We start from the raw sequence: 22,490 nt of genomic DNA, 5'->3' as shown, positions 1-22,490 counted from the left end.
AGGCCAGTTCCCCTGCCCCCTGACCCTTACCCCGCTTCTGGCAGTCAAGCCCCCTGCAACCTCACCCGCAACCCCCCATTGCGCTCGGCGCGTTGGGCGAGGGCGGCGGCGAGGCTGGATTCGCTGGCCCAGATCTCCAGGCCGCGGCGGGCGCGCGAGACGCCGGTGTAGAGCAACTGGCGCGAGAGCACGCGGTTACCGCCGTCTGGCGGCAGGAGCACGGCCACGTGCTCGTATTCGGAGCCCTGGCTCTGGTGGATGGTCAGCGCGTAGCCGAGGTCTTGTTCCGGCAGTTCGTTCGGCAGCAGCAGGCGGTGGTGCGTGCGGCCATCGGCATCGGTGCTCTCGAAGCAGACCATCAGGCGCCCGTCGGCGCGCAGGGCGAGGCCGACGTCGCCGTTGTAGAGGCGGCGATCGTAGTCGTTGTGGCGCACCAGTACTGGCCGCCCCGGATACCACTGCGCGCCGGCATGCTGTTCGCGCAGGCGCGCATCCAGGCTGCGATTGACCTCGTCGGCGCCGAAGGGTCCGCTGCGCAGCGCGCACAGCAACTGGACTTGGCGCAGCGCCGCGAAGGCCTCCGCCGGGGCGGCGTCGGGCTGGCCCGCGCAGGCCGCGAGTGCCGGCCACTCGCCGCGCTGCAGCCACCGGCGCAGGCGCTGGTCCAGGCTTGCGGCGTCGGTCACGGCTGCCCGTTCGAGCACGCCGTCGCCGATCAGACGTTCGAGCCCGGCGCGGTCGCCCGCGCGCACCGCGGCATTCACCTCGGGCAGGCGGCCGCCGCTGCGCCAGCCATGCGCCAGCGGCGCCAGGCAGTCCGCCAGTGGGCCCTGTGCGGCCGCCGCGACCACGTCGGCCAGCACCGAGCCGGCGGAGACCGAGACCAGCTGGTCCGGGTCGCCGACCAGCACCAGCGTGGCCTGCGGCGGCAGCGCGTCGAGCAGCGCGCGCATCAGGCCGAGATCGACCATCGAGGCCTCGTCGACCACCACCAGGTCGTGTGGCAGCGGGTTTTCGGCGTCGTGCCGGAAGCGGTCTGCACGCGGATCGGCGCCGAGCAGCCGGTGCAGGGTGCGCGCGCCGTCCGGCACGCCGGCGAGCGCGGCGTCCCAGTCGCCCGGCTGTCCCGCGAGTTGCGCACGCAATTGGTCCAGTCCCGAGCGCAGCGACTGCGACAGCCGCTGCGCCGCCTTGCCGGTGGGCGCGGCCAGCGCGATCGCGCACGCACGCCCGGCACGCGCGGCCTGGCGCAGGCGCAGCAGCAGCAGGCGCAGCACCGTGGTGGTCTTGCCGGTGCCCGGCCCGCCGGAAATCACCAGGAAGCGCCGGCCCAGGCTGCGCCGCACTGCCTCGCGCTGGCCGGACGCGCGCACCGGATCCATCGGCGCGAACAGCGTGTCGAGGTCGGCCAGGTCCTGCGCGTCCGTGTGGGCGGGATGACCGGCGCGGGCCAGGATCGCGCTGCCCACGCGCGCCTCATGCACATGGTTGCGCCAGAGGTAGCAGGCGCCGTCGGCGGAGAGCACCAGCGGCGTCATTCGACTGCCATCGCCCACCCAGGGGTGCGCGCGCAACTCGTCCAGGCGCGCGGAGGACGGATCCAGCCGGGCGCAGGCATGGCCCTCGAATTCGGCCTGCGCCGCAGCTTCGAGCGCGCGCGCCAGCGCCTCGCTGCCGGTGCGCGCGCGCGCCCAGCGGCCCAGCGCGACCGGTGTCGACGGTGGCGGTGCGACTTGCGGCTTCAGGCGCATGCGCTGGCCTCCGTACCGTCGAACAGCGCATCCAGGGCATCGACCAGGGCCTGCGGGAAGCGCTTGCGCCACAGCCCGGCGCCCGGCGCCAGCCCGAGCGCGCGCACGAACAGGTACCAGCTCTCACCGAGGTGGCGCTCTGGCTGGTAGTCGGCGATGCGCCGCGCCAGGTAGCGCTGCAGCGCCACGGTGTAGATCAGCGCCTGCAGGCCATAGTGGTGCCCGGCGATGGCGCCATCGAGCGCGTCGGGTGCGTAATCGGCCAGGCGCTCGCCCAGCCAGTTGCTCTTGTAGTCGAGCACGTGGAAGCGGCCGTCCCAGGCGAACACCAGGTCGATGTAGCCCTTCATCAAGCCGCGCAGCGATTCGCCCGCGCCGGCCGGCGGCCACCAGTGGCCGAGGCCATGCGCGTCCAGCAGCGCGTGCAGCCGCCACCAGCGGGCGTCGTCGAGGACGAAGGCGAACTCGAACTCGGCGCGGCGCGCGTTCGCCGGCAGCCCGACCAGCGACAGGCCGGGTGCCAGTTCGCAATCCAGCGTGCGGTCGAGCAGGCGCGCGACAGCCGCGATCGCCGCGGCGTCATCGCCGGCCTGGCCGCTGCGCACGCTGTGGCGGTCGAGCGCGCGGCGGATACGCTCCGGCTGGGTCTCGAAGCGCGCACCCTGGCGCCCGTCCTCCAGCAGCCCGTGGATCGCATCGCCGAAGCGCGCGCCGCGCAGGCCGGCGAGGGCACCCAGCTCCGGTTGCGGCGCTTCCGCCGGCATGTCTGCGAGGTCTTCGCCCTCGTCCTCGGCCGCGCGCGCGGCCTCGCTCAGCGCCAGTTCGCGCATCCGCGTCAGCGCGGTGAAACTGTACAGGCCATGCAGCGGGCGCAGCGGCGGCAGCGGGCTGCGCGCGCGGCGGGCGCGCTGCGGCAGCGGCGGCAGCAGCGAGAGCTGCGAGACCCGCGGTTCGCGCTCGATGCGCAGCGAGGGCAGGGCCTTGGCCAGTGCTGCCCAGGGATCCCCGGCCGCCGGTCCGAAGCTGGCCAGCGCGGCGCCGAGCAGTACATCCAGTGCCGCGCGCCAGGCCGGGCCCACATGCGCCTGCGGTGCGAGGTCGTCGAAGGCATACAGCGTGCACAGCTGCACCGCGCGGGTCACGCCGACATACAGGCCGCGCAACCGCTCCTGCAGGTCTTCCATCGCGGCGATCGCAGTGTGCTCGCCGAGGCGCGGGCTGCCGAGGTCCAGGCGCAGGCGGCGCTGGCTGTCGTGGTAGCGGACGTGGTCGCTGGCGCGCGCCTCGCGCGAGCGCCAGGCCATCGGCACGAACACCGCGCGGAACTCCAGGCCCTTGCTCGCGTGCAGGGTCATCAGCTGGACCCGCTGCTGCTCGCTCTCGATGCGCAGCTGCCGCTCCTTCGGCGCCTCCTCCCCGGTGCCGCTGCGGGCGCGTTCGGCGACATACCAGGCATACAGTTCCTGCGGGCCGTAGCACTCCGCGGCGGCCTCCTGCAGCAGCTCGCCGAGGTGGCGCAGATCGGTGAGCGCACGCTCGCCGTCGGCCGCGGCCAGCAGGCGCGGTGCGTGCTGGTGCAGGACCGATTCGATCACCGCCAGCGGACCCTGGCGCTGCCAGCGCGCGTGTTGCGCGGCGAACCACTCGAGCGTGCGCTCCCAGGCGGCGACATCCCTGGCCAGCTGCGCCAGGTCAGCCGCGGTGCGCCCGAGCAGCCGGGTGGCCAGGGCGCCGCGCACGGCGTACTCGTCGCCGGCCTCGAGCAGGGCGTGGAGCAGCAGCTGGACGTCCTCGGCCCACTCGCTGTCGAGCACGTTCGCGCGCCCGGCGCCGGCCACCGGAATGCCACGCGCCGCAAGCATGCGCCGCAGCGTGCGGATGCGCGCATTGCTGTCGAGCAGCACCGCCACATCGCCCGCGCCGCAGCCGAGCACGCGGTCCTCCAGCAGCGCGGCGATGTCGTCGACGCAGGCTTCCAGCGCCGCCTGGTCGCGGTCGCCCTTGCGCGCGGACGCTGCCGGCATCAGGCGCAGGCGTAGCGGCTGGCGGATCGCGGTGCCGCGCCAGCGGGCGGGCTCGCCGGCCTCCACCGCGACATAGTCGATCCCGCTGTCGCCGAAGGCGGCCACCCCGGCGCGGTCGTAGAGCGCGTTCAGCGCCAGCAGCAGGCGCGGGTGCGAACGGTAGTTGCGGCTGATCGACAGGATCCGCTGCGGCGGCAGCGCATCGCGCACATTGAGGTAGCTCGCCACATCGCCGCCGCGGAAGCCGTAGATCGCTTGCTTCGGATCGCCGATCAGCAGCAGCGCGCGCCCGCCCGGCCCGGCACCGCGCCAGACGCGGTCAAAGATTGCCCACTGGCGCGCGTCGGTGTCCTGGAATTCGTCGATCAGGGCCACCGGCCAGCTCTGCTGCAGGCGTGCGGCGAGCTGGTCGCCGGCGGGGCCGGCCAGGCGCGCGTGCACTTCGTCGATCAGCTGCGAGAAGCTCGCCTGGCCGCGCTGCAGCAACCGCCGGCGCAGCTCGCCGCGGACGAAACGGGCGCAGTCCAGCGCCAGCTCGTGGCGCACCCGCGCGGGGATGCGCTCGAACATGCCGCGCGCCTCGACCAGCAGCCGGATCGTGGGCCAGTCCGCCAGGGGCGGGTGGTGGTTCTTCAGGCCGGCAGTGCGCACCTTGTCCGGCGCGAGATGGAGCTGCAGCTTGTCCCAGTCCACCCCGGCGGGGTCGCCGCTGGCGGCGGCCTGCAGCAGGATGCGCAGCTGCTTGCGCAGCACGCTGACGTCCATGCGCGCGAAACCGTCACCGCTGTCCACCTTGGCGCGCAACTGCGCCAGGTCGCGCGCGCAGAATGCCTGCCACCATGCGCGCAGCCCGGAGCTGGGCTCGAGGTCGATGGCGTCCTCGTCCACGGCGAGGATCTCGCGCACCACCTCGGCCAGGGCTTCGACGCCACCGGTCAGCGCATAGGCGGCCTCCCAGGGATCGATGTGATCGCCGAGGAAGCGCGCGCGCCAGAAATCCTCGACGCATTCGCGCACCAGTTTCGGCGTGTCGACGATCTCGCCGAGCGCGAAAGGCATCCCGGTGTCGAAGGGAAAGTCGCCGAGGATGCGCCGGCACAGGCCGTGGATGGTGGTGATCGGCGCCAGGTCGATCTCCGCCAGTGCCAGGCGCACGCGGGTCAGCAGCGGCGTGCGCCCGCCGCGGGCCACCAGCGCTTCGAGGTACTCCTGCAACTCGTTGGCCGGGAGTTCCGGCGCCGCCAGGGCGGCTTCAGCGTCGGCCAGGCGCTGGCGCACCCGCGCGCGCAGCTCCTGCGCGGCGGCTTCGGTGAAAGTGGTGACCACCACCTGGCGCGCGTCCAGTTCCCGCTCCAGCACCAGGCGCAGGTACAGCAGGGCGATGTTCCAGGTCTTGCCGGTGCCGGCACTGGCCTCGATCAGCGAGGTCCCGGTCAGCGCCAGGCGGCGCCAGTCGAGTTCGGCGGGCGCGCTCATGCGATGCGCTCCGGCACGACGCCGCGCAGCAGATCGTATAGCTCGCGCGCCAGACGGTCGAAGCGCGCGTGCTCGGCGCGACCGGCGTGCAGGAAGGCGTCGTCGCCGGCAATCAGGCGGTTGTAGCCGGGCGCGTAGTCGCGCTCCCCAACGCTCTGATGCTTTCCTTGCCAGGCGCGCCGGCTGGCGTCCAGGGCCCGGTCCGGTTCGCCGGCGGCGGCCTTGTCGGCCAGCGCGTAGCTGCTGCGCGGGTGGTAGGCGGCGGCGGTGCGGCAGGCATCCCGGTACAGCGCCAGCAGTCGTGCGAGGCCCTCGCGCAGGGGACCTGCATCGTCCGCGAACGGCGGCACCGGACCGAGTTCCGGCAGGTGATTGCGATCGCGGTGAATCACCCGCAGGTGCAGGTCAGCTTGCGGCAGGGCGAGCCGCAGCGCGGCCCATTCCAGGTACACCGGGAGCAGATGGCGGAAATCGGTTGCCGCCGGACTGATCGATACCAGCCAGGTCTGGTCACCACTGCGATAAACCTGGTCGACGCTCCCGACCAGGCGGACTCCGCCGAGGTCGAGGTCGATTGCCTGCGCCACCACGCTGGGCGCGGTGCGGTCGAAGGGTGGCAGGCTGCGCGCCAGGTCCAGCCAGGCCTGCGCTTCCGCGCGCGTCTCCTGCCAGGCGCGCTCGCCAAGGCGGCCGCTGGCGTAGCGCCCGGAGCGGGCGAACTCGGGCGGCGGCTGCAGCGGCAGCTGCGCACTGCCCTCGCGCAGCGCTTGCCAGCAAAGGTCGATGTGGATGCGGTCGCGGCGATCGCGCGACACCGCCAGCGGTTCATCGTCGCTGGGCGCCGATTCCTCCAGCGCCGCGCGCGAGAGCTTGAGCGCCTGGCGACAGACCCAGCCCGCCGGATCGCGGAAAAAACTGGCGAGCGCGCGCAGCTCGATCGTATTCGCTGGCGCCGGCCCGCCGTCGAGCGCGGTGCCTTCGAGGAAACGCCATTCACCCGCCTGGCCGGCTGCGACCACGCGACTGAACTCCTCCGAGTAGGAAAACCAGCGCGGATCGTCGGGTACGCCGCCGAAATAGCGCGCGTCGAAGGGCTGCAGCGCGTGGCGCATCAGCCAGGGGCGCTCGCCGGCCGTATCGGCCTGCGCATGGGTGTCTAGGAAGCCCAGCAATTCGAGGAGCGGCAGCGCGGGATTGCGCGGCTTGCCATCCTGCGCGCCCTCGCCGAGATAGCTCAGGTGCAGCGTGCGGCGCGCGCTCATCAGCGCTTCCAGGAACAGGTAACGATCGTCCGCGCGGTTGTCGCGGTCGCCCAGCCGCGGGTGGCTCTGCATCAGATCGAGCCCGCTGTCCGGCCGCGCGCGCGGATACTCGCCGTTGTTCAGGCCGAGCAGCGCGATCACCTCGAAGGGAATCGAGCGCTGCGGCACCATGCCGCAGAAGGTGATGCCGCCGGCGAGGAACGGCTGGCGCTCCGGGATACCTTCCAGGCCCTGCCACAGCACCTCGCGGACCACGCTCCATTCGACTTCGGGCACCACCCCGGCATCCGCCTGCTGGGTGGCGAGGTCCGCAGCGAGCGCGAGCACCGCGGCCAGCGCCTCGCGCTCGCCGTCCTCGCGCGGATCCACCGCGAACAGCCGCTCCAGCCACTCGCGCAGCAGGGTCGACCAGTCCGCCAGGCTGCGCCGTCGGCGCATCGCCGCACGCCACTCGCGCAGGATGTCGAGCAGCCCCCAGAGCGCGCCGAGGCAGGCCGCATCCGGGCCGGTCACCGGGTGTGCCGGCAGGATCTGCAGCTCGAGCAGCGTGTCGTCCGGCACCTCGCCGAGGATGTAACCGGCAAACATGCGGTCGCAGCCGAAGGCGAAGCTGTGGTCGTCGACCGGCGCGGCGCCGAAATCGCGCTTCATCTCGCCGTCCAGGCCCCAGGCGACATGCGCGCGCTCCAGCCAGCGCGCCAGCGCCGCATGCCCGGACGCGTCCAGGCCGAAGCGTCGCGCGACCGCCGGCAGCGCCAGCAGTGCGAGCACCTGCGAGCGCGTGATCCGCTGGGTCGGCAGGTCCAGCAGCTCGCGCACCGCGCCGAGCAGCGGATGCGTGCGCGCCAGCGCCACGTCCGCCAGGCGCCAGGGCAGCACGCTGTCGCGCCGCGCCGGCGCGCCGAAGACCACCGGCAGCAGCGGCGCATACAACGCCATGTTCGGCGCCATCACCACGATGTCGCGTGGGTTCAGCGATGGATGCGCGTCCAGCTGGTCGAGCAGGGCGTCCTTGAGCACCTCCAGCTCGCGCAAACGCGTGTGGCAGGCATGCACCCGCAGCGAGGTGTCGGCGCGCGGATCGCCATGGTCGCCGGGCGCGCGCCGCACCCACTCGGGCTGCAGCGTGCGGATGCTGTGCTGCACTCGCTGCAGCAGCGGACTGCCTTGCGGCAGCAGTCCCTGCGCGCGTTCATCGTCCTCGTGGCGCAGATCGCAGCCGGCGTCCAGCCCGTTCAGCAGCAGGGTGAAATGCTGCCCGATGCGCCCGAGCGCACCGAGCAGCGGATGGCCGATCTCGAGGAAGGCCTCGCCGCGCAGCGAGGCCGCGTAGACCGCGCGGCGGGAGCGCAGGTGCTCCCACAACTCGCGGCAGGGATCCGGGAAGTACACCACCACGCGGCGCGAGCGCGACAGCGCATCCAGCGCGGAGAGCGCATCTGGCGGCAGGTGCGAGACGCCGAACACATGCAGCGCCGGCTCGTCGGCATCGGGCGCCAGCGCCGGCAGCTTCGCCGCCAGTTCGGACATGCGCCGTCCCCGGTGGTCCAGGCCGATCTCGGCCACCAGGCGTCGCCACAGGGTGTTCTGCCAGTGCGGCACGCCCGCGCTCTCGCCGCGCTCCCAGGCGGCCAGCCAGTCGCGGCGATAGACCAGGTACTGGCCGTAAAGGCCCGCCAGGCGATCGGCGAGCTGGAAGTGCCGTCGCGGCGCGTCCTCGCCCTCCAGGTAGTTCCTGAGTTCCGGATGGTCGATGCGCGGCAGCAAGGCATGGATGCGCCAGCGCAGCGCCTGGCGGCGGTAGGGCGCGATGGCGATCGACTGCCGCCCCAGCACCTTCAGCGCCAGGCCGTCCAGCCACTCGCTGGGCAGCAGCATCTCCAGGTTCGCGGCGATCCGCCGGCCGCGCTCCGGCTGCCACTCGGCCAGCCGCTGCATCAGCCAGCGCTTCATCCCGAGGTGCCCGACCACCACCGTCTGCGGCGCCAGCACCGATGCCGGCGCCTGCTGGCGCAGGTGCTCGGCCAGCAAATCGCCGAGCTTCTCGATGCGGCTGCTGCGGTAGATCTCGAGCATGCGGGGCAGGGGTCCGGTCCACGGGCGACACCGGCCGACTATGCCATCGGCGGCGTGTGGCCGGGATTTGTCCAGCCCTGCGTCTCAGGGATTGAGACCGACACTCGCGCGGGATGCCGGGAGGCTCTCGTCGAGAACGATCCAAGTTAATGAAACAAAAGACATATTGTCCGCAAAGGACGCAAAGGACAAAAAATGCAGGCAAGGGCACGCGACAGTTCAATCCGCGAACCAGCGCACCGACAAGGACGTCCGGAACTCCCTCAGAGCGTGGCCGCGGCGAAGGTGTCGCAGACCCCCAGTTTCCCCGCGCGGAAGCCTTGGGTGAACCAGCGCACGCGCTGCTGCGCGGTGCCGTGGGTGAAGGCGTCGGGGACCACGCGGCCGCCGGACTGCTTCTGCAGCACATCGTCGCCAATCGCGCTGGCGGTGTTCAGCGCCTCCTCGATGTCGCCCTCCTCCAGCCAGGCGTGGCGCGCCTGAGCATGGTGCGCCCACACGCCGGCGTAGCAGTCGGCCTGCAGTTCCTGGCGCACCAGCAGGCCGTTGTCGCCCTCCACGTTCTCGCGGCGGCGGCGTGCGTCGTTGACCCGTTGCGACACGCCCGTCAGCGTCTGGATGTGGTGACCCACTTCGTGTGCGATCACATAGGCCTCGGCGAAGTCGCCGCCGCCGCCCAGGCGGCGCTGCATCTCGCGAAAGAAGGACAGGTCGATGTAGACCTGCTGGTCGCCCGGGCAGTAGAAGGGGCCGACCGCGGAGCTGGCCTGGCCGCAGGCCGAGGTGACCGCGTTCTCGTACAGCACCAGGGTGGGCGCCGGGTATTGCTTGCCGGCCTGCTGGAAGATCGTGCTCCAGACATCCTCGGTCTCGCCAAGGATACTGGCCACGAACTGGCGCCGGGGATCATTCGCGCGCGCAGCCTCTTCCTCGGGCGTCGGCGCCGGCGCCTGGCTTTGCTGGGTACCCTGCATGCCGCCGATGACGCCGAGGATCTGCGAAGGGTCGATGCCGAAGAGCCAGCCGCCGATCAGGGCGATCAGGATCGCGCCGATCCCCACGCCGCCGGCCTTGACCGGCCCGCGGCCGCGGCGGTCCTCGATGTTCTGGCTCTGGCGTGCGCGTTCCCATTTCATGCCTGGCTCCTGGTCGATCCTGAAGCCGGGAGCATAGACGCCCGCGGGCGGGCCGTCCCCCGGCCGCGGTCAACCGGACGCCGGGCAGCGCTGGTAAGTGAAGCCGATGGCTTGTTCTCCGCCCTTGCCGTCCGGTCCGGCGATTTCGGCGCGCAGTGCCGCGCCCTCGCGCCAGTAACGCACGGTCTGCGGGAAATCATGGGCCGGATTGCGGAAAGTGGCGGACTGCGCCGCCTGCGCGTCGAGCGCGAAGGCGGTCGGCGGTGAGCCGCCCGGCTGGGCAAGGAAATGCAGCTTGCCCTCGCGGATCTCGATGCGCATGTATTCGAAACTCTCCATGCCACCCGCACCCGTGGTGCGCGACATTCCCACCAGCGTTCCGCCCACCGGCGCGGTCCAGAATTCCTCGATCCTGGAATCCCCCATTTGCCCGCACCAGTGACCGCCCAGCCAATCCAGCGGTGCCGCCGCAATGCCCACACCCTGGCCAGCCAGCCACAGTCCCGCCAACCCGAACACGTGCCTGATCATCGATGTCTCCTTTCTGGATCTTCCAGACGACTGGGTCGATGCATCATCGACCCCGGAAGCGCGAGCCTAGCCCTCGCGCTTTCGCCCGCCTTGAAGGAATGCGCAAGCAGACGATGAGCGTGGACTATCGCGAATGGGAGCCGCCGGCATCGCTGCGCGACCGCGTGCGCTGTGCCTGGCGCCTGCGCGACGAGAACCCCCAGGAAGCGGCGCAGACGATCTACCCGGACGGCTGCTGCGAGCTGATCCTGCACCTGGGCACGCCGATGCAGCGCTGGCGGCCGGTGGACGACTGGCAACCGCAATCGGCCTGCCTGTACGCGGCGCAACAGCGCAGCGCGGTGCGTCTGCGCGCGGCCGGGCCGCTGGATTGCATCGCCCTGCGACTGCAGCCCTGGGCCTCATCGCTGGCGACCGGCACGCGCCTGCCGGAACTGCGCGACGAGATCCTGCCGCTGGCGGGGATCGCCGCGCCGCTGGCGCAGGTCCTGGCCGAGCATCTGCCGCGGCTGGACGACGATGCGGCCCGCGCCTGGGCCGCGCTGGACGATGCGCTCGGCCCCTGTGATGCGCCGACGCCCGTGCGCCGCGCGGTCGAACGGCTGGAGGCGCAGGCCGGTATCACGCGCATCGACGCGCTGGCGCAGGCCTGTGGCGTGCCGTTGCGTACGCTGCAGGCGCAGTTCCTGCGCTGGGTGGGGCTGTCGGCCAAGGAATACGCGCGCCTGCTGCGGCTGCAGGCCACCTTGCGTGCGCTCGACGCCGGCGCTGAGGACCTGGCGACCCTGTCCATCGACCGCGGTTTCAGCGACCAGGCGCATGCCACCCGCGAGCTGCGTCGGATCACGGGCTTGCCGCCCGCGCGGCTGCTGCGCGCGCTGAAAGCCAACCGCGAAGGCGATACCGCGATCGCGCTGGCGGCGGCCTTCGTGCGCGGGCGCGGCTGAGCCCGCGTCGGCGGGCCTCAGCGCGCTATGGCCTGCTTGCGCAACTGCTCCGCTTTCCATTCCATCGCCGCGCGCACCCGGTTGCGGCCCGACGGGTGGTCGTAGAACAGCCACTCCTCCCATTCGCCCGGCGAGATCTTGCGGTACTCGGACAGCTGCATCGCCACCTGGGCGAAGCCATCCGCCTGGCCCGACACCGCGATGCCGAAGCGGTCAGCCTCCGCCTCGTTGGTGCGCACGATGGTGTTCATCACCGGCGTCAGCGCGAACAGGTAGATCGAGAACAGCGCGCCGAGCAAAGGCAGGCCGGCCGGATCGGCGATGCCGCGCACACCCCAGTTGCCGCCCCAGCGCGCGACCACGCGCTCGAAGCTCCACGCCACCAGGGCGAAGCCGACGAGCAGGATGGCGGCGAAATAGACCAGCATCTCGTAGATGTGATTGAGCACGTAATGGCCCAGTTCGTGGCCCATCACCGCCTCGATCGAGGGCTGCGATGAGCGGTACAGCAGGTTGTCGTTGAGCGCAATCCGGGTGGTCTCGCCAAAGCCCGCCACATTCGCCGAGATGCGCGTGGTCTGGCGGCTGGCGTCGAACCACCAGACCTCGCTGGCCGGCACTCCGGTGGCGTGCGCCACGCCGAGGATGTTGTCGCGCAGCGGGCCGGCGGGCAGCGCCTTGTAGTCGTTGAACAAGGGATCGATCAGCACCGGCGCCAGGGTCATCACGAACACCAGGAAGGCCATCGAGACCCCGGTGCCCCAGACCCACCAGGTGCGCGGCGCGCGCCGGAATACCCAGTAGAGCAGCGACAGGAACAGCGCACCGAGGATCATCGACACGAACAGCCCCTTGCCCTGGTCGCCCAGCCATTCGGCGAGCGTCTGGGTGGCCATCCCGTACTGGTGCTCGCGGAAGAAGCCCGCGTACCAGGCCAGCGGCAGCGCCAGCAGGGTGGAGACCGGCACGTACATCAGGGCGTAGATCGCGGTGCGGCCGAAGCCGCGGCGGGACCAGGCCTGGGCGCGGTCGCGCATCCACGCCGACCAGCGCAGCCGCAGCAGCAGCCAGGCGGTGGCCAGGCCGTAGAGGAAGCTCCACAACTGCAGCCAGTAGCCGCCCTCGAAGTAGGCATCGGATTTTGCCCGCTGCTCCGGCGACAGGGTTTCGATCCATGCCTGGGTCGCGCGCTCTACATCGAAGTCCGGCCCCGCCTGCGCGCCCGGCGGCACCGCCAGCTCAATTTGTGCTTCCAGTGGCGCTTCCGCCGCCGCGAGCGCGGGCGCGTGCGCGATCCACAAGATGGCCAGCAGCAACAGGCGCAGCATCGGAACCTCCAGGATGGCGGGGCGCGCCGGTCGGCGCGCCGGCTGGAGTCTGAGCGCGTGCGCCGGTTGGCGCCAGTCGGCGGGATGCGCTTGCGACCAAGAGCGGCAGGCCCGCGCCGGGCCCAATCGCCCGCGGCGCTCGCCAGCGGCACCAGTGCACCGCCGCCGACCGCTGCACGGTCCAGTCGCTCATCTCAGGGACAGACGACCTCGCCAGCGTCCGCGACCGGGCGCGCGCCCAGGTCGCGCATCACCCTCAGGGTCTTTCCCGACAGCGGCCTGCGCAGCAATGCGGATGCCTGGCGGCAGATGAAAGCCGCTGCTTCTGCGGCGCCCTCCGGCGGAATTCGATCGACCACCACGGAGGGTGGCGAGCCGTCCACTGCCCCGGTTACGCGGACTGCGGCGACTCGCGTGCGCAGATCCCGCTCGGCAGCGCGTGCCGCAAGTACGCGCGCTTCCTCCGCCAGGGCCTGCTGTTGCTGGGCCATCTGCTCCCGCGCCTCAGTCGCGATGCGCTCCAGCTCGATTCTCAGCAGCATTCGCTCGATGCCTGTCGCATAAAAGGGATAGATCAGCGCAACCAGCACGATAATCATCGCCACGCGTCGGCGCGACCAGTCGGCGACCGGTTCGGTCGCGGAAATGCGCGGCGCCGGATGCCAATCCCGCAGCGCGCGCGCAGGGTCCCGTTGATCGTCACTGGCCATGTCCGTTGAGTCGTTCATGGGGCGTGATGGCATTGGCACGCTCCGATGGCGGAGTTGGCCTTCTCCGTCGCGGGACTCCGGCTGGCTTGCCAACGGTGCTCGCGCGCGTGTTCTGAAGCCCGGGACGCCGGCCGGTGACTCCTGCGGTTGGCTCGCTGGACTGTCCTGCGTCCAGCGCTTCTTGTGGTTCTGGTGAGCCTGAGTTTCATTCCCACGAAACTTTCAGCCGATCGCCGCGAACCAGCCCTCCACCCGCGCATCCGCGCCGTCGCGCTCGCAGGCGCTGGTGTGGGTGAACTCGTTGCTGCGGCTGCAATAGCGGTAGTCGCGCGCCCACTCGGCGTGGTTTTCGGCCAGCGTGCGGATGGCGTCGACGATGGTTTGCGCCTCGCGGTCGCTCATCGTGGGGTGCAGCGACAGGCGCACCCAGCCGGGCTTGTCGGACAGGATGCCGCAGCTGATCTGGTCGGTGATCGACTTGCTGTGCTCATAGCTGACGTGCAGCAAATAATGGCCGTAGGTGCCGGCGCAGGAGCAGCCGCCGCGCACCTGGATGCCGTAGCGGTCGTTCAGCAGCTTGACCGCCAGGTTGTAGTGCAGGCCGTCGATGTAGAAGCTGATGCAGCCGATGCGCTGGCGCTGGTTGGCCGCCAGGATATGCAGGCCGGGAATCGCCATCAGCTGTGGCCAGACGATGTCCAGCAACTCGTGCTCGCGGGCGAGGATGCGCCCGGTGCCCATCGCTTCCTTGAGCTGGATGCACAGCGCGGTGCGGATCGCCTGCAGGAAGCCGGGCGTGCCGCCATCCTCGCGCGCCTCGACGTCGTCCACGTATTTGTGCTGGCCCCAGGGGTTGGTCCAATCGACCGTGCCGCCGCCCGGGTTGTCGGGGATGCGGTTGCGGTACAGGCGCTTGTTGAAGATCAGGATGCCGCCGGTGCCCGGGCCGCCGAGGAATTTGTGCGGCGAGAAGAAGATCGCGTCCAGGCCCGCGTCGGGGCGCCCGGCCGGGTGCATGTCGATGTCGATGTAGGGCGCGCTGGCGGCGAAATCGACAAAGCACAGTCCGCCGGCCCGGTGCATGCGCTCGGCGATGTCGTGGTAGGGCGTGATGATGCCGGTGACGTTCGAACAACTGGTCACGCTGGCGATCTTGACCGGGCGTTCGCGGTATTCGGCGAGCAGTGCATCGAGGCCGGCGAGGTCCACCAGGCCGTCGTCGGTGGCCGGGATCACGCGCACCTCGCACAGGGTTTCCAGCCACGAGGTCTGGTTCGAGTGGTGCTCCATGTGGGTGACGAACACGATCGGCCGCTCGTGGTCGGGCGGGGTCACCCGCGCCAGGTAGTTCTCGTGCACGCGCAGGCCCAGGATGCGCTGGAACTTGTTGACCACCGCGGTCATGCCCGAGCCATAACTGACCACCGCGTCGTCGCGACAGGCGTTGACGTGGCGCTTGATGAGCTTGAACGCGTGGTGATACGCGCGCGTCATCGTGCTGCCGGTCTCGCTGGTCTCGGTGTGCGTGTTGCCGACGAAGGGCGCGATGCGGTGGCGCATCAGTTCCTCGATCGGCGCATACATCCGGCCGCTGGCGATCCAGTCGGCGTAGATCACGCGCTGGCGCCCGTAGGGGCTGTCGAAGGGCTGGTCGATGCCGATGGTGTTGGCGCGGAAGCGCTCGAACCAAGCCTGCAGCGACTGCGGCGCGGCCTCGGGACAGGGCAGGGGATGGACGGCGGACATGACGGGCCTCGCTGCGCTCGCAGCGGCGCCGGGCAGGCGCCACTTGCGGCGCGGATCATACGCCCGCGACGCGGCGCCGGCTGGCCGGCGCCGCGCGCGAGTCGGCCCTCATTCGAAGCCGTTGGCGAACACTGTCTGGCCGACCAGGGTGCTGGTGACGCACGGCGAGTACTCGCTGGTGACATCGATGCCATCGGTCGCGGTCGCCGTTGCCGTGATCGCTCGCCCCGGTGGCGCGACGTATCCCGGGAGCCAGATGCTGAAGCTCTCGTCCGCCGGCGTCGCCAGCGTCAGTGCGTGCGTGGCGAATGGCGCTTCGCCTTCGCCGAAGCCGGACGGATCGCAACTCGCGTTCGATGCAAACTCAAGCAGATAACTCAGCGCGCCGGCAGTGGCCGGGCGATCCAGCGTGCCTTCGACCAGCGTGCCGGCACCGTCGATCGAACGTGCGCGCGTCAGCACCGGATAGTTCTGCCGCAGATTCGGACCGGTGTCGCTGTCGTCCGCGTCGTTCGGCGTGACGCCGTCGTTGTTGAGGTCGATGCCCAGCAGCCCGTTGCCCCAGATGCGGTTGTTGCGGATCTCGACCCGCGCCGAATCGGTGGCAACACTGACACCGCGAGCCAGATTGTTGCGCACCAGGTTCTGGTACACGCGCGTGCCGGAGCCCGACACCAGGATGCCGCTGCCGTCGTTGCCCAGGCTGGTGACGCCGTCGGCCGCCACGCCCACGTAGTTGCCCCAGACCGTGGCGTTGCTGCCGCCGGTGATGATCCCCGCACCGTTGCCGGACACCACATTGCGTTGATAGGCGCGCGAGCCGCCGATCGCCCCGCCCGGAACACTCCCGGCACTGATGCCGATGCCATTCCCGCGGTCGAGCAGGCCACTGGCATCGGTGCCGATCAGGTTGCCGGTGATCAGGTGGGAAGCGCCGCCGAACTGCCCGATCGCCACTCCGAAGTAGTTGCCGATCGCCAGACCGTGGATGCGGGAGCTGCCGCCATTCAGCAGGAAGGCGTCGACCGCGCCCGCGGTGGCGCCATCGATCACGATCTTGATCGCCCCGTTCCAGCCGCTCTCCGTGGTGTTGTGCAGCGCGCCTGGTTGCGAATAGCCGTCGATGACCGTGGTGTCGTTGAGGGCATTCAGACCCGACAGGGGTGCGATGGTGTGCGGGCCGGACCCCGGGATGTTGAAGTGAATCAGGTCGGGACCCGGGTTGGCGTTCGCGTCCAGCAACGCCTGGCGCAAGGAGCCGGCACCCGAGTCCGCGGTGTTGACGACCGTGTGCAGGGTGCCGGCATCGAAGGCGCTGACCACGTTGGAGAACTCGGAGCTGGCGCCTTGCGCCGAGGTGACGATGGCCGAGACCACGAAGGGCAGCGCGGGCATGCTGGCCGGCGTGATCGCGGTCTTGAACTCGAGGACGCTGACCGACGCGCCGGGGAACAACGTGCCGGCGCCGAGGAACACATCGCCCTCGCCATAGCCGCTCTGATCCGCCAGCGCGCTGGCGTAAAACTCGATCCGCTTGGCGCCGCCAGTGAAGTCGCCATCCAGGCTTCCATTGAGCCGCAGGACGCCCCCGGTGATGTGAGCGGAATACATCACTGGCGCGTTTTCGCGGCCGTTCGGGCCGCTGTCGCCGTCGCCAGGATCGTTCGCGTCGATGCCGTCGCCGCCGATGTCGACGCCGAGCCCCTCGTTGGCGTAAATGCGGTTACGCAGCCAGGTGGTGGTGCTGCCGCCGTAGAGCCGCAGCGAGCTCAGGGTGGATCCCACGATACGGTTGCCGTCGGATGCGCCGATCCCGCCGATCATGTGAGCACTGGAGGAGCCGGCGCTGACGTCGATGGCCCGGGCATTGGGCAGCGAAGCGCTGCCGCCGGCATTCGTGCCGAACAGGTTGCCCTGGATGAATGCGGCGGCCGACGTGGGTTGGATCACCAGCGCGAAGAAATTGCCCGAAATCAGGTTGCGATCAGCCGGATTGCTGCTGCCGATGTTGGCGTTGGCGGCGACCTCGATCGCATTGCCCGACGAGAGATCGTTATTGCCGCTGGCGTCGGTGCCCAGGAAGCAACCGTACACCGCCAGGTTGCCCGCCGCGCTGCCCTGGCGGATGCCCCAGACGTTGTTGGCGAGGTTCTTCAGTGCCAGGCTGCGAAAGATTGCGGTGCCGGTGTCGACCGCGAACACCCGCGAAAACGGCGTGGTCACCGCGCTGGCGTCGATCTCGATCCGGATCACCGCATTGGTCGCGTCGTTCGGCAGCGTGTTGAGCGCCGCCCCGGCCTGGGTTCCACCGTCGATGATCAGGCTCTCGCTGATCGTCGTGTAGCCACCAGGCGGTGCCAGCAGCGTCTTGATGCCTGTCCCGGGGATGCCGAAGTTGATGGTGTCGGTGCCAGGCGCGCCGTTGGCGGCCACGATCATCGTCTCCAGGCTCCCGGCGCCACTCGCCGCGGTGCTGGTGACCGTAAAGGTGGCGGCAGCTGCGCCGCCAGGCAGCAACGCCAACGCAAGGCCGAACGACACGAATCGCTTGAGCATGACCCGGACTCCCATGCTGGAGAGCGTCTCGCGAGTGCCGAGGCACCCGCGACTTGCCCGATGCTTCCAGCTTGGACCGGTGTCGCCTCCTTGCCTTGATGCGGGTCAATCCGTGCTGTCTGCGCGCGCGCCCGGTCTGGAGCTGCGGCTCGAATCGGCGCCCCTGGCGGCACCATCGGCAGCGGGCGCAGTTTCACCGACGCCGGATCCTCCAGATCGCGATGCGCTGGCCGAGCGCAGTGCCAGCCTTTGCTGCAGCGCCCCGGCGTCGGGTCTTGGTGCGCGCGCGGAGCAGCGTTGCGACCATCCCGTGCCTCGGTAATGCCCCTGAGAACGCCGCTGGATACTTGCCTGCCATAACATCTAGCCCGGATGTTTCATGAAGGCACGCGGATGATCGCGAAGGGCTTTGCGCCGGGATCGAGGCGCGAGGAGGAGGAATGGTTGTTCCATTGCGACGACGAGCAACGATGAGTCCGGCGCAAAGAACGAGCGAGGGCCGCGTGAGCGAGGAAATGGTGCGTCCGGTCCGAGAGCGCGCAAAACACGGCGATTCCCGTGTCACAACATAGAAGTCGATCCATTTCCACGCGACTTCATGAAACATCCGGGCTAGTGTGGTGTTCCGCAATTACCTTGAATTATTTCCGCCCTTTGCGCCGCGCGTTGCTCGTCGCGCCAACTGCTATGACTCCTCCTCTCGCCTTGCCTCGCCGCAAAATTCATCGGAAATTTCTTCAACTTAATTACGGAACACCACACTAGTGTCGCGGTTTCCCCTATCAAGGACGCACATGGCCCTCGACCTGTTCTTCCTCCCGCGCAAGCTGTCGATCGAAGAGGTGCGGTCGAGTGACTTCGTGCCGACGCCCGCCAGCATCCGCGCGCGCAAGAAGCTCCTCGCGAAGCTGCTGGAGGCACACCCGGGTTCCACTATCGAAGGCGACCCGATGCAGGGACGCGTGGCCAACTTTGGACTCGGCGAACTGACGCTGACCCCCGGATTCCTGTCCTGGTCGCTGCACGGCGTGACCGACGAGTCCCCGATTCGCGACATCGTGGACTGGTTCCACGACCAGGACATGGTGTGTGCAGACCCGCAGGACGCCGGATTCGACAATCGCGACCTGAAACGCGGGGCCAAGCGCAGCGGATTGACCTCCTTCGAGGATCTGGTCGGCGCGCATTTCTCCGGTATTCGCCTGTTGCGGGAATGGGTGTCCGGAATCGTCACCGAGTGGACGCTCGCCGACGGCAGCTACGCCTTGATTCAATTCGTGTGTTTCAGGACTTGCCGGCTGCCGGAGCTCGGCAGGCTGCTCGAAAATCCCGTGATCGGCGTGAATTACGAGACTGAGGAGTTCAGCACACTGACCGTGTATTTCGAACATGATCTGGAACTCGTGCTCGAAGGCCTTGCCTTTCAGAAATGGAGCGTGCACGCCAAACGCCCGGCTTGATCCGTGGGTCCGGCACCCGGGCCAGCCGAGACTGCGGTCTCGCGAACAGCGCGACTCAGGCGGCGATGAAGCGTACCAACAGCCCAGCCAGTTCCTCGCCGACATCTTCCTGCAGGAAGTGCCCGCCGCCGGCGAGCGTGGTGTGCGGCTGGCTGCGCGCGCCCGGAATCAGTTTCTGCAGGATCGCGTCGGCGCCGCGGGTGATCGGGTCGCGGTCGCTGAAGGCGGTCAGGAAGGGCCGCTCGAACTGCATCAAACGCGCCCAGGCCTCGCGGTTGGGTTGCGCCGCCGGGTCGTCGGGCGCGGCCGGCACCAGTAGCGGAAAGGCGCGCGCGCCGGCCTTGTAGCGCTCGTCCGGGAAGGGCGCGTCGTAGGCGGCCTGCTCGGCGGCGGTCAATGGCTGCACGCAGCCGCGCGCGACGATCTGGCCGGTGGGGAATACCGGCACGCTCTGCGAGTAGGCGCGCCAGTCGAGGAAGGCCTTGCCCGGTGCGCTGTCACCCGTCGGCAGGAAAGTGTTGGCGGCGAGCACGCGCGCGAAGCGCTCGGGCATCTGCGCGACCAGGCGCAGGCCGAGCAGTCCGCCCCAGTCCTGGCAGACCAGCGTGATGTCGCGCAGGTCCAGCGACTCGACGAAGGCGGCGAGCCAGTCCACGTGGCGCTGGTAGCTGTAGTCGGCGATCGCCGCGGGTTTGTCCGAGCGACCGAAGCCGACGAGATCGGGTGCGACGACGCGGTGTCCGGCTGCAGCGACCACCGGGATCATCTTGCGGTACAGGTAGGACCACGACGGCTCGCCGTGCAGCATCAGCACCGGCGGTGCATCGCGCGGGCCGGCATCCACGTGATGCATGCGCAAGCGGGTGGCGTCGACGCCGGCGTCGATCTCGACGTAGTTCGGCGCCCAGGGGAACTGTGGCAGGTCGACGAAGCACTCGTCGGGGGTGCGCAGGATGTCCATCGGCGAAATCTTGTTCCGGGAACGCGGTTCAGATCGGTGCCCCGGGTGGGGCCGGCGGCAGCGGGCGCAGGGGCACCGAGGCCGGGTCGGCGAGAAAGCGAGCGATGCGGTCCGAGGCTGCGGCGCAGTCGGCGTCTTCGCCAGCCCGCGCCTGCGCCCACGCCTGCAGCGCCACGAGCGCCGCGCGCACATCGGCTGCCACCACCGGATGCAGCGCGAGTTTCGCATCGGGCACCGGGGCTCCGCCATTGTGCGTGGCCAGCAGCGCGTCGAGGGTCACCCAGGCGACGCTGCGCTGGATCTGGCGCATGCGTGCATCGGACGCGGCCGGCGCCTTCCAGGTGGCCGTGAGCAGCGCATCCAGGCTTTCGCGCAGGCCAGGCTGTGCCGGATCGCGCGCATGCTGCAGCGCGAGGCGATGCAGCCGCGGCGGCGCGAGCAGGGCCTGCAGCGTCAACGTGGCGGCGGCGTCGGCAGCGGCGAGAGGGTCGAAGGGCTGGCCCGCGCGGCCGGCGAAGTACTCGCGGTCGCGGCGGTAGTCCGCGCCAGGCGGCGAAAGCAGGTCGAGCACTGCGGGTGGAATCGCGAGGAATTGCGCGGACAGCGTGCCGAGCAGGCGATCGCGCGCGGCGCGCTGGGCGGCCGCATCGACCATTTCCGTGCCGGTGAGCCCGTCGCCTGCCTGCGCATGCCGGTAGCGCACACCGCCGAGCAGGTGCGCGAGCGCGTCGACCTGGTAGCGATGCAGCAGGTACACCGGCACCAGGCGTGCTTCCAGTTCTCCGTGCTGGCGCGCCGGCGGCACGACGCCGCGCGTGAAGTGCGCGAGCGCGTGGGCGCGCGCCTCGGCGATGCGGTCGAAGCCGGCGAGTGCATCCATGCCGGCCAGGTCCCAGGTGGCGCCGGCCGCGTGGGCGTCGCCGACGCCGCGCGCATCGGCGTCGTCGGCGTACTCGAATCCCGCTTGGGCGATCTGCGCCCGCAGCTGCGAGAGCCCTGCGTCATCGAGGTCCGCATAGGCGTGCCGGACCAGGTACAGATCCCAGTCGCCGACGCCGACACCATAGGCATCCGCCAGCCGCGGCGTGCCACGCTCGTCGAGTGCGATCAGCGGGTGCGGATAGTCCATCACCGAGCCGTTGCCCGTGCGGCTGGCGGCGAAGTTGTGGTTGAAGCCGAGCGTGTGGCCCACCTCGTGCGCGGACAGCTGGCGCAGGCGCGCGAGCGCCATCTTGAGCGCTTCCTCGCGGCGCGCGTCGGCGTCTGGCTTGTCGTACGGCGCGAGCAATGCTTCGGCGATCAGGATGTCCTGGCGCACGCGCTGCGAGCCCAGGTTGACCGCGCCCTTGATGATCTCGCCGGTGCGCGGGTCGGTGATCACCAGGCCATAGGACCATCCGCGCGTGGCGCGGTGGGTCCAGGTGATCGTGTTGTAGCGGATGTCCATCGGATCGGCGCCCTCCGGCATCAGTTCCACGTGGAAGCCGCCCGGAAAACCGGCCTCGTCGAAGGCGCGCGACCACCAGCGTGCGCCGTCCAGCAGGGCCGCGCGTACCGGCTCGGGGGTGCCGCGGTCGAGGTGGAAGACGATCGGCTTGACCACCTTGCCGGCGGCATCCAGTTCCAGCCGGAAACGGACTTGCCGGCGCACGTCCAGACTGGCGCCGAGCGGCTGCGCGAAGTCGAACTGACCGATGCTGAAACCGCCCGAGGCCGGGTGGTAGGCGCGCGGGACGTAGCCCGGCGGCGGCAGGCGCACGAAGGACAGGTGCTGGCGCAGCGACAGCGCCGAGGCATCCACCGCGACCTGGTTCACGAATTCGCCCGCGCCCTCGCCGGCGAAGGTCAGCAGCGCCTCGAACTCGCTGTTGTCGGGGAAGCTGCGCGCGGCCTCGGGCAGCACCGCGCTGCGCGCCGGATCCAGCGCGTAGTCGCCCTGGCCGGCGGCCTTCAGCGCCCCGGCGATGCCCGGACCGCCGCCCATCGCCGGGGCGATGCCGTGCAGGTCGGCGGTCAGCAGGCTGCCGGCGTCGAACAGCAGCGCGTCGTCGTCGCGCGTCTTCCAGTGCGCTTTGCAGCCGGGTTTGGGCGGACGCGCGAGGATGCTCCCGGCCCACAGGACCGAGGGCGCGAAGGCATCGGTCGCGGCGCGGCGCTCGTCCTCATCGGCGGAGTCGGCGACGAAACGCGTGTTGTCCGCGACCAGCAGCAGGCGCCCGCCCACGCGGCGGAAATGCGCCATCTGCTGGCGCCCGACCTGGCCACGATCGAGTCCGACATCATTCGACCCCAGGCCGCCGGGCAGCGAGGTCACCAGCAGGAACGGGGTGTCCAGCTGGTGCACGCCGATCAGCACGCGGCCGCTGTCGGCATCACGGTAGACATCGACGAATCCGCGTTCCAAGGTGGTGCCGCAGCGCGGGTCGACCGGCTTGTCGGCCGCCAGTGCCGGCGCTGTCGGCGCCAGCAGCGCCGTCCATAGGATCAGTTGCCGCAGCGCCATCGCGTCGATACCCGTCGGGAAGG

General features: G+C 70.3%; 13 protein-coding genes. 2 read left to right on the top strand and 11 right to left on the bottom strand.

The genetic code is table 11. The features are described from left to right. Nucleotides 1-44: 44 nt before the first annotated feature. The 5 genes from recD to IPK27_23000 all read right to left on the bottom strand — a co-directional run bounded on the left by recD (nt 45) and on the right by IPK27_23000 (nt 10,256). The gene (gene recD / locus IPK27_23020; protein ID MBK8070376.1) at nt 45-1,751 is read right to left on the bottom strand and encodes an exodeoxyribonuclease V subunit alpha; all 1,707 of its coding nucleotides are present in this window, start codon (nt 1,749-1,751) and stop codon (nt 45-47) included. Next, on the bottom strand, nt 1,742-5,251 hold the full coding sequence (locus IPK27_23015; protein ID MBK8070375.1) for a UvrD-helicase domain-containing protein: 3,510 nt from the start codon (nt 5,249-5,251) through the stop codon (nt 1,742-1,744). Before IPK27_23015 ends, recD begins: the two co-directional genes overlap by 10 nt. Further along, complete coding sequence (recC, locus tag IPK27_23010) at nt 5,248-8,589, bottom strand: exodeoxyribonuclease V subunit gamma (protein ID MBK8070374.1); 3,342 nt, start codon at nt 8,587-8,589, stop codon at nt 5,248-5,250. Before recC ends, IPK27_23015 begins: the two co-directional genes overlap by 4 nt. A 263-nt stretch (nt 8,590-8,852) precedes the next feature. Then, complete coding sequence (locus IPK27_23005) at nt 8,853-9,725, bottom strand: zinc metallopeptidase (GenBank protein ID MBK8070373.1); 873 nt, start codon at nt 9,723-9,725, stop codon at nt 8,853-8,855. 69 nt (nt 9,726-9,794) lie between these two features. After that, on the bottom strand, nt 9,795-10,256 hold the full coding sequence (locus IPK27_23000; GenBank protein MBK8070372.1) for a hypothetical protein: 462 nt from the start codon (nt 10,254-10,256) through the stop codon (nt 9,795-9,797). Nucleotides 10,257-10,354: 98 nt separating this feature from the next. Between IPK27_23000 and IPK27_22995 the strand changes: the two genes are divergently transcribed. Beyond that, nucleotides 10,355-11,203: a helix-turn-helix transcriptional regulator gene (locus IPK27_22995; GenBank protein ID MBK8070371.1), complete on the top strand. Its 849-nt coding sequence runs from the start codon at nt 10,355-10,357 to the stop codon at nt 11,201-11,203. Between the two features lie 17 nt (nt 11,204-11,220). Here IPK27_22995 and IPK27_22990 read toward each other — a convergent pair whose 3' ends face one another. The 4 genes from IPK27_22990 to IPK27_22975 all read right to left on the bottom strand — a co-directional run bounded on the left by IPK27_22990 (nt 11,221) and on the right by IPK27_22975 (nt 17,543). Further along, on the bottom strand, nt 11,221-12,531 hold the full coding sequence (locus tag IPK27_22990) for a M48 family metallopeptidase (protein ID MBK8070370.1): 1,311 nt from the start codon (nt 12,529-12,531) through the stop codon (nt 11,221-11,223). Nucleotides 12,532-12,725: 194 nt separating this feature from the next. After that, nucleotides 12,726-13,259, bottom strand: a complete 534-nt coding sequence (locus IPK27_22985) for a hypothetical protein (GenBank protein ID MBK8070369.1) — start codon at nt 13,257-13,259, stop codon at nt 12,726-12,728. Nucleotides 13,260-13,463: 204 nt separating this feature from the next. After that, nucleotides 13,464-14,987, bottom strand: a complete 1,524-nt coding sequence (locus IPK27_22980; GenBank protein MBK8070368.1) for an aminotransferase class V-fold PLP-dependent enzyme — start codon at nt 14,985-14,987, stop codon at nt 13,464-13,466. 108 nt (nt 14,988-15,095) lie between these two features. Then, the gene (locus tag IPK27_22975) at nt 15,096-17,543 is read right to left on the bottom strand and encodes a right-handed parallel beta-helix repeat-containing protein (protein ID MBK8070367.1); all 2,448 of its coding nucleotides are present in this window, start codon (nt 17,541-17,543) and stop codon (nt 15,096-15,098) included. A 794-nt stretch (nt 17,544-18,337) separates the two neighbouring features. Here IPK27_22975 and IPK27_22970 point away from each other — a divergent pair. Beyond that, complete coding sequence (locus IPK27_22970; GenBank protein ID MBK8070366.1) at nt 18,338-19,003, top strand: hypothetical protein; 666 nt, start codon at nt 18,338-18,340, stop codon at nt 19,001-19,003. Nucleotides 19,004-19,058: 55 nt separating this feature from the next. Here the strand turns inward: IPK27_22970 and IPK27_22965 are convergent, their stop codons facing one another. Together IPK27_22965 and IPK27_22960 are read right to left on the bottom strand one after the other, a co-directional pair. Next, nucleotides 19,059-19,964 carry a haloalkane dehalogenase gene (locus IPK27_22965; GenBank protein ID MBK8070365.1) on the bottom strand — a complete coding sequence of 302 codons (906 nt, stop codon included), beginning with the start codon at nt 19,962-19,964 and terminating at the stop codon, nt 19,059-19,061. A 28-nt stretch (nt 19,965-19,992) separates the two neighbouring features. Next, on the bottom strand, nt 19,993-22,467 hold the full coding sequence (locus tag IPK27_22960) for a zinc-dependent metalloprotease (protein ID MBK8070364.1): 2,475 nt from the start codon (nt 22,465-22,467) through the stop codon (nt 19,993-19,995). Between the last annotated feature and the right edge of the window lie 23 nt (nt 22,468-22,490).

The sequence above is a fragment of the Rhodanobacteraceae bacterium genome (assembly GCA_016713135.1).
Classification (GTDB): Bacteria; Pseudomonadota; Gammaproteobacteria; order Xanthomonadales; family SZUA-5; genus JADKFD01.
This window is presented reverse-complemented; position numbering and strand designations above follow the sequence as displayed.

Bases quoted from the DNA above. Each gene is read 5' to 3' on its own strand.
- recD (MBK8070376.1), bottom strand. From the start codon at position 1,751: ATGCGCCTGAAGCCGCAAGTCGCACCGCCACCGTCGACACCGGTCGCG.
- IPK27_23015 (MBK8070375.1), bottom strand. From the start codon at position 5,251: ATGAGCGCGCCCGCCGAACTCGACTGGCGCCGCCTGGCGCTGACCGGG.
- recC (MBK8070374.1), bottom strand. From the start codon at position 8,589: ATGCTCGAGATCTACCGCAGCAGCCGCATCGAGAAGCTCGGCGATTTG.
- IPK27_23005 (MBK8070373.1), bottom strand. From the start codon at position 9,725: ATGAAATGGGAACGCGCACGCCAGAGCCAGAACATCGAGGACCGCCGC.
- IPK27_23000 (MBK8070372.1), bottom strand. From the start codon at position 10,256: ATGATCAGGCACGTGTTCGGGTTGGCGGGACTGTGGCTGGCTGGCCAG.
- IPK27_22995 (MBK8070371.1), top strand. From the start codon at position 10,355: ATGCGCAAGCAGACGATGAGCGTGGACTATCGCGAATGGGAGCCGCCG.
- IPK27_22990 (MBK8070370.1), bottom strand. From the start codon at position 12,531: ATGCTGCGCCTGTTGCTGCTGGCCATCTTGTGGATCGCGCACGCGCCC.
- IPK27_22985 (MBK8070369.1), bottom strand. From the start codon at position 13,259: ATGAACGACTCAACGGACATGGCCAGTGACGATCAACGGGACCCTGCG.
- IPK27_22980 (MBK8070368.1), bottom strand. From the start codon at position 14,987: ATGTCCGCCGTCCATCCCCTGCCCTGTCCCGAGGCCGCGCCGCAGTCG.
- IPK27_22975 (MBK8070367.1), bottom strand. From the start codon at position 17,543: ATGCTCAAGCGATTCGTGTCGTTCGGCCTTGCGTTGGCGTTGCTGCCT.
- IPK27_22970 (MBK8070366.1), top strand. From the start codon at position 18,338: ATGGCCCTCGACCTGTTCTTCCTCCCGCGCAAGCTGTCGATCGAAGAG.
- IPK27_22965 (MBK8070365.1), bottom strand. From the start codon at position 19,964: ATGGACATCCTGCGCACCCCCGACGAGTGCTTCGTCGACCTGCCACAG.
- IPK27_22960 (MBK8070364.1), bottom strand. From the start codon at position 22,467: ATGGCGCTGCGGCAACTGATCCTATGGACGGCGCTGCTGGCGCCGACA.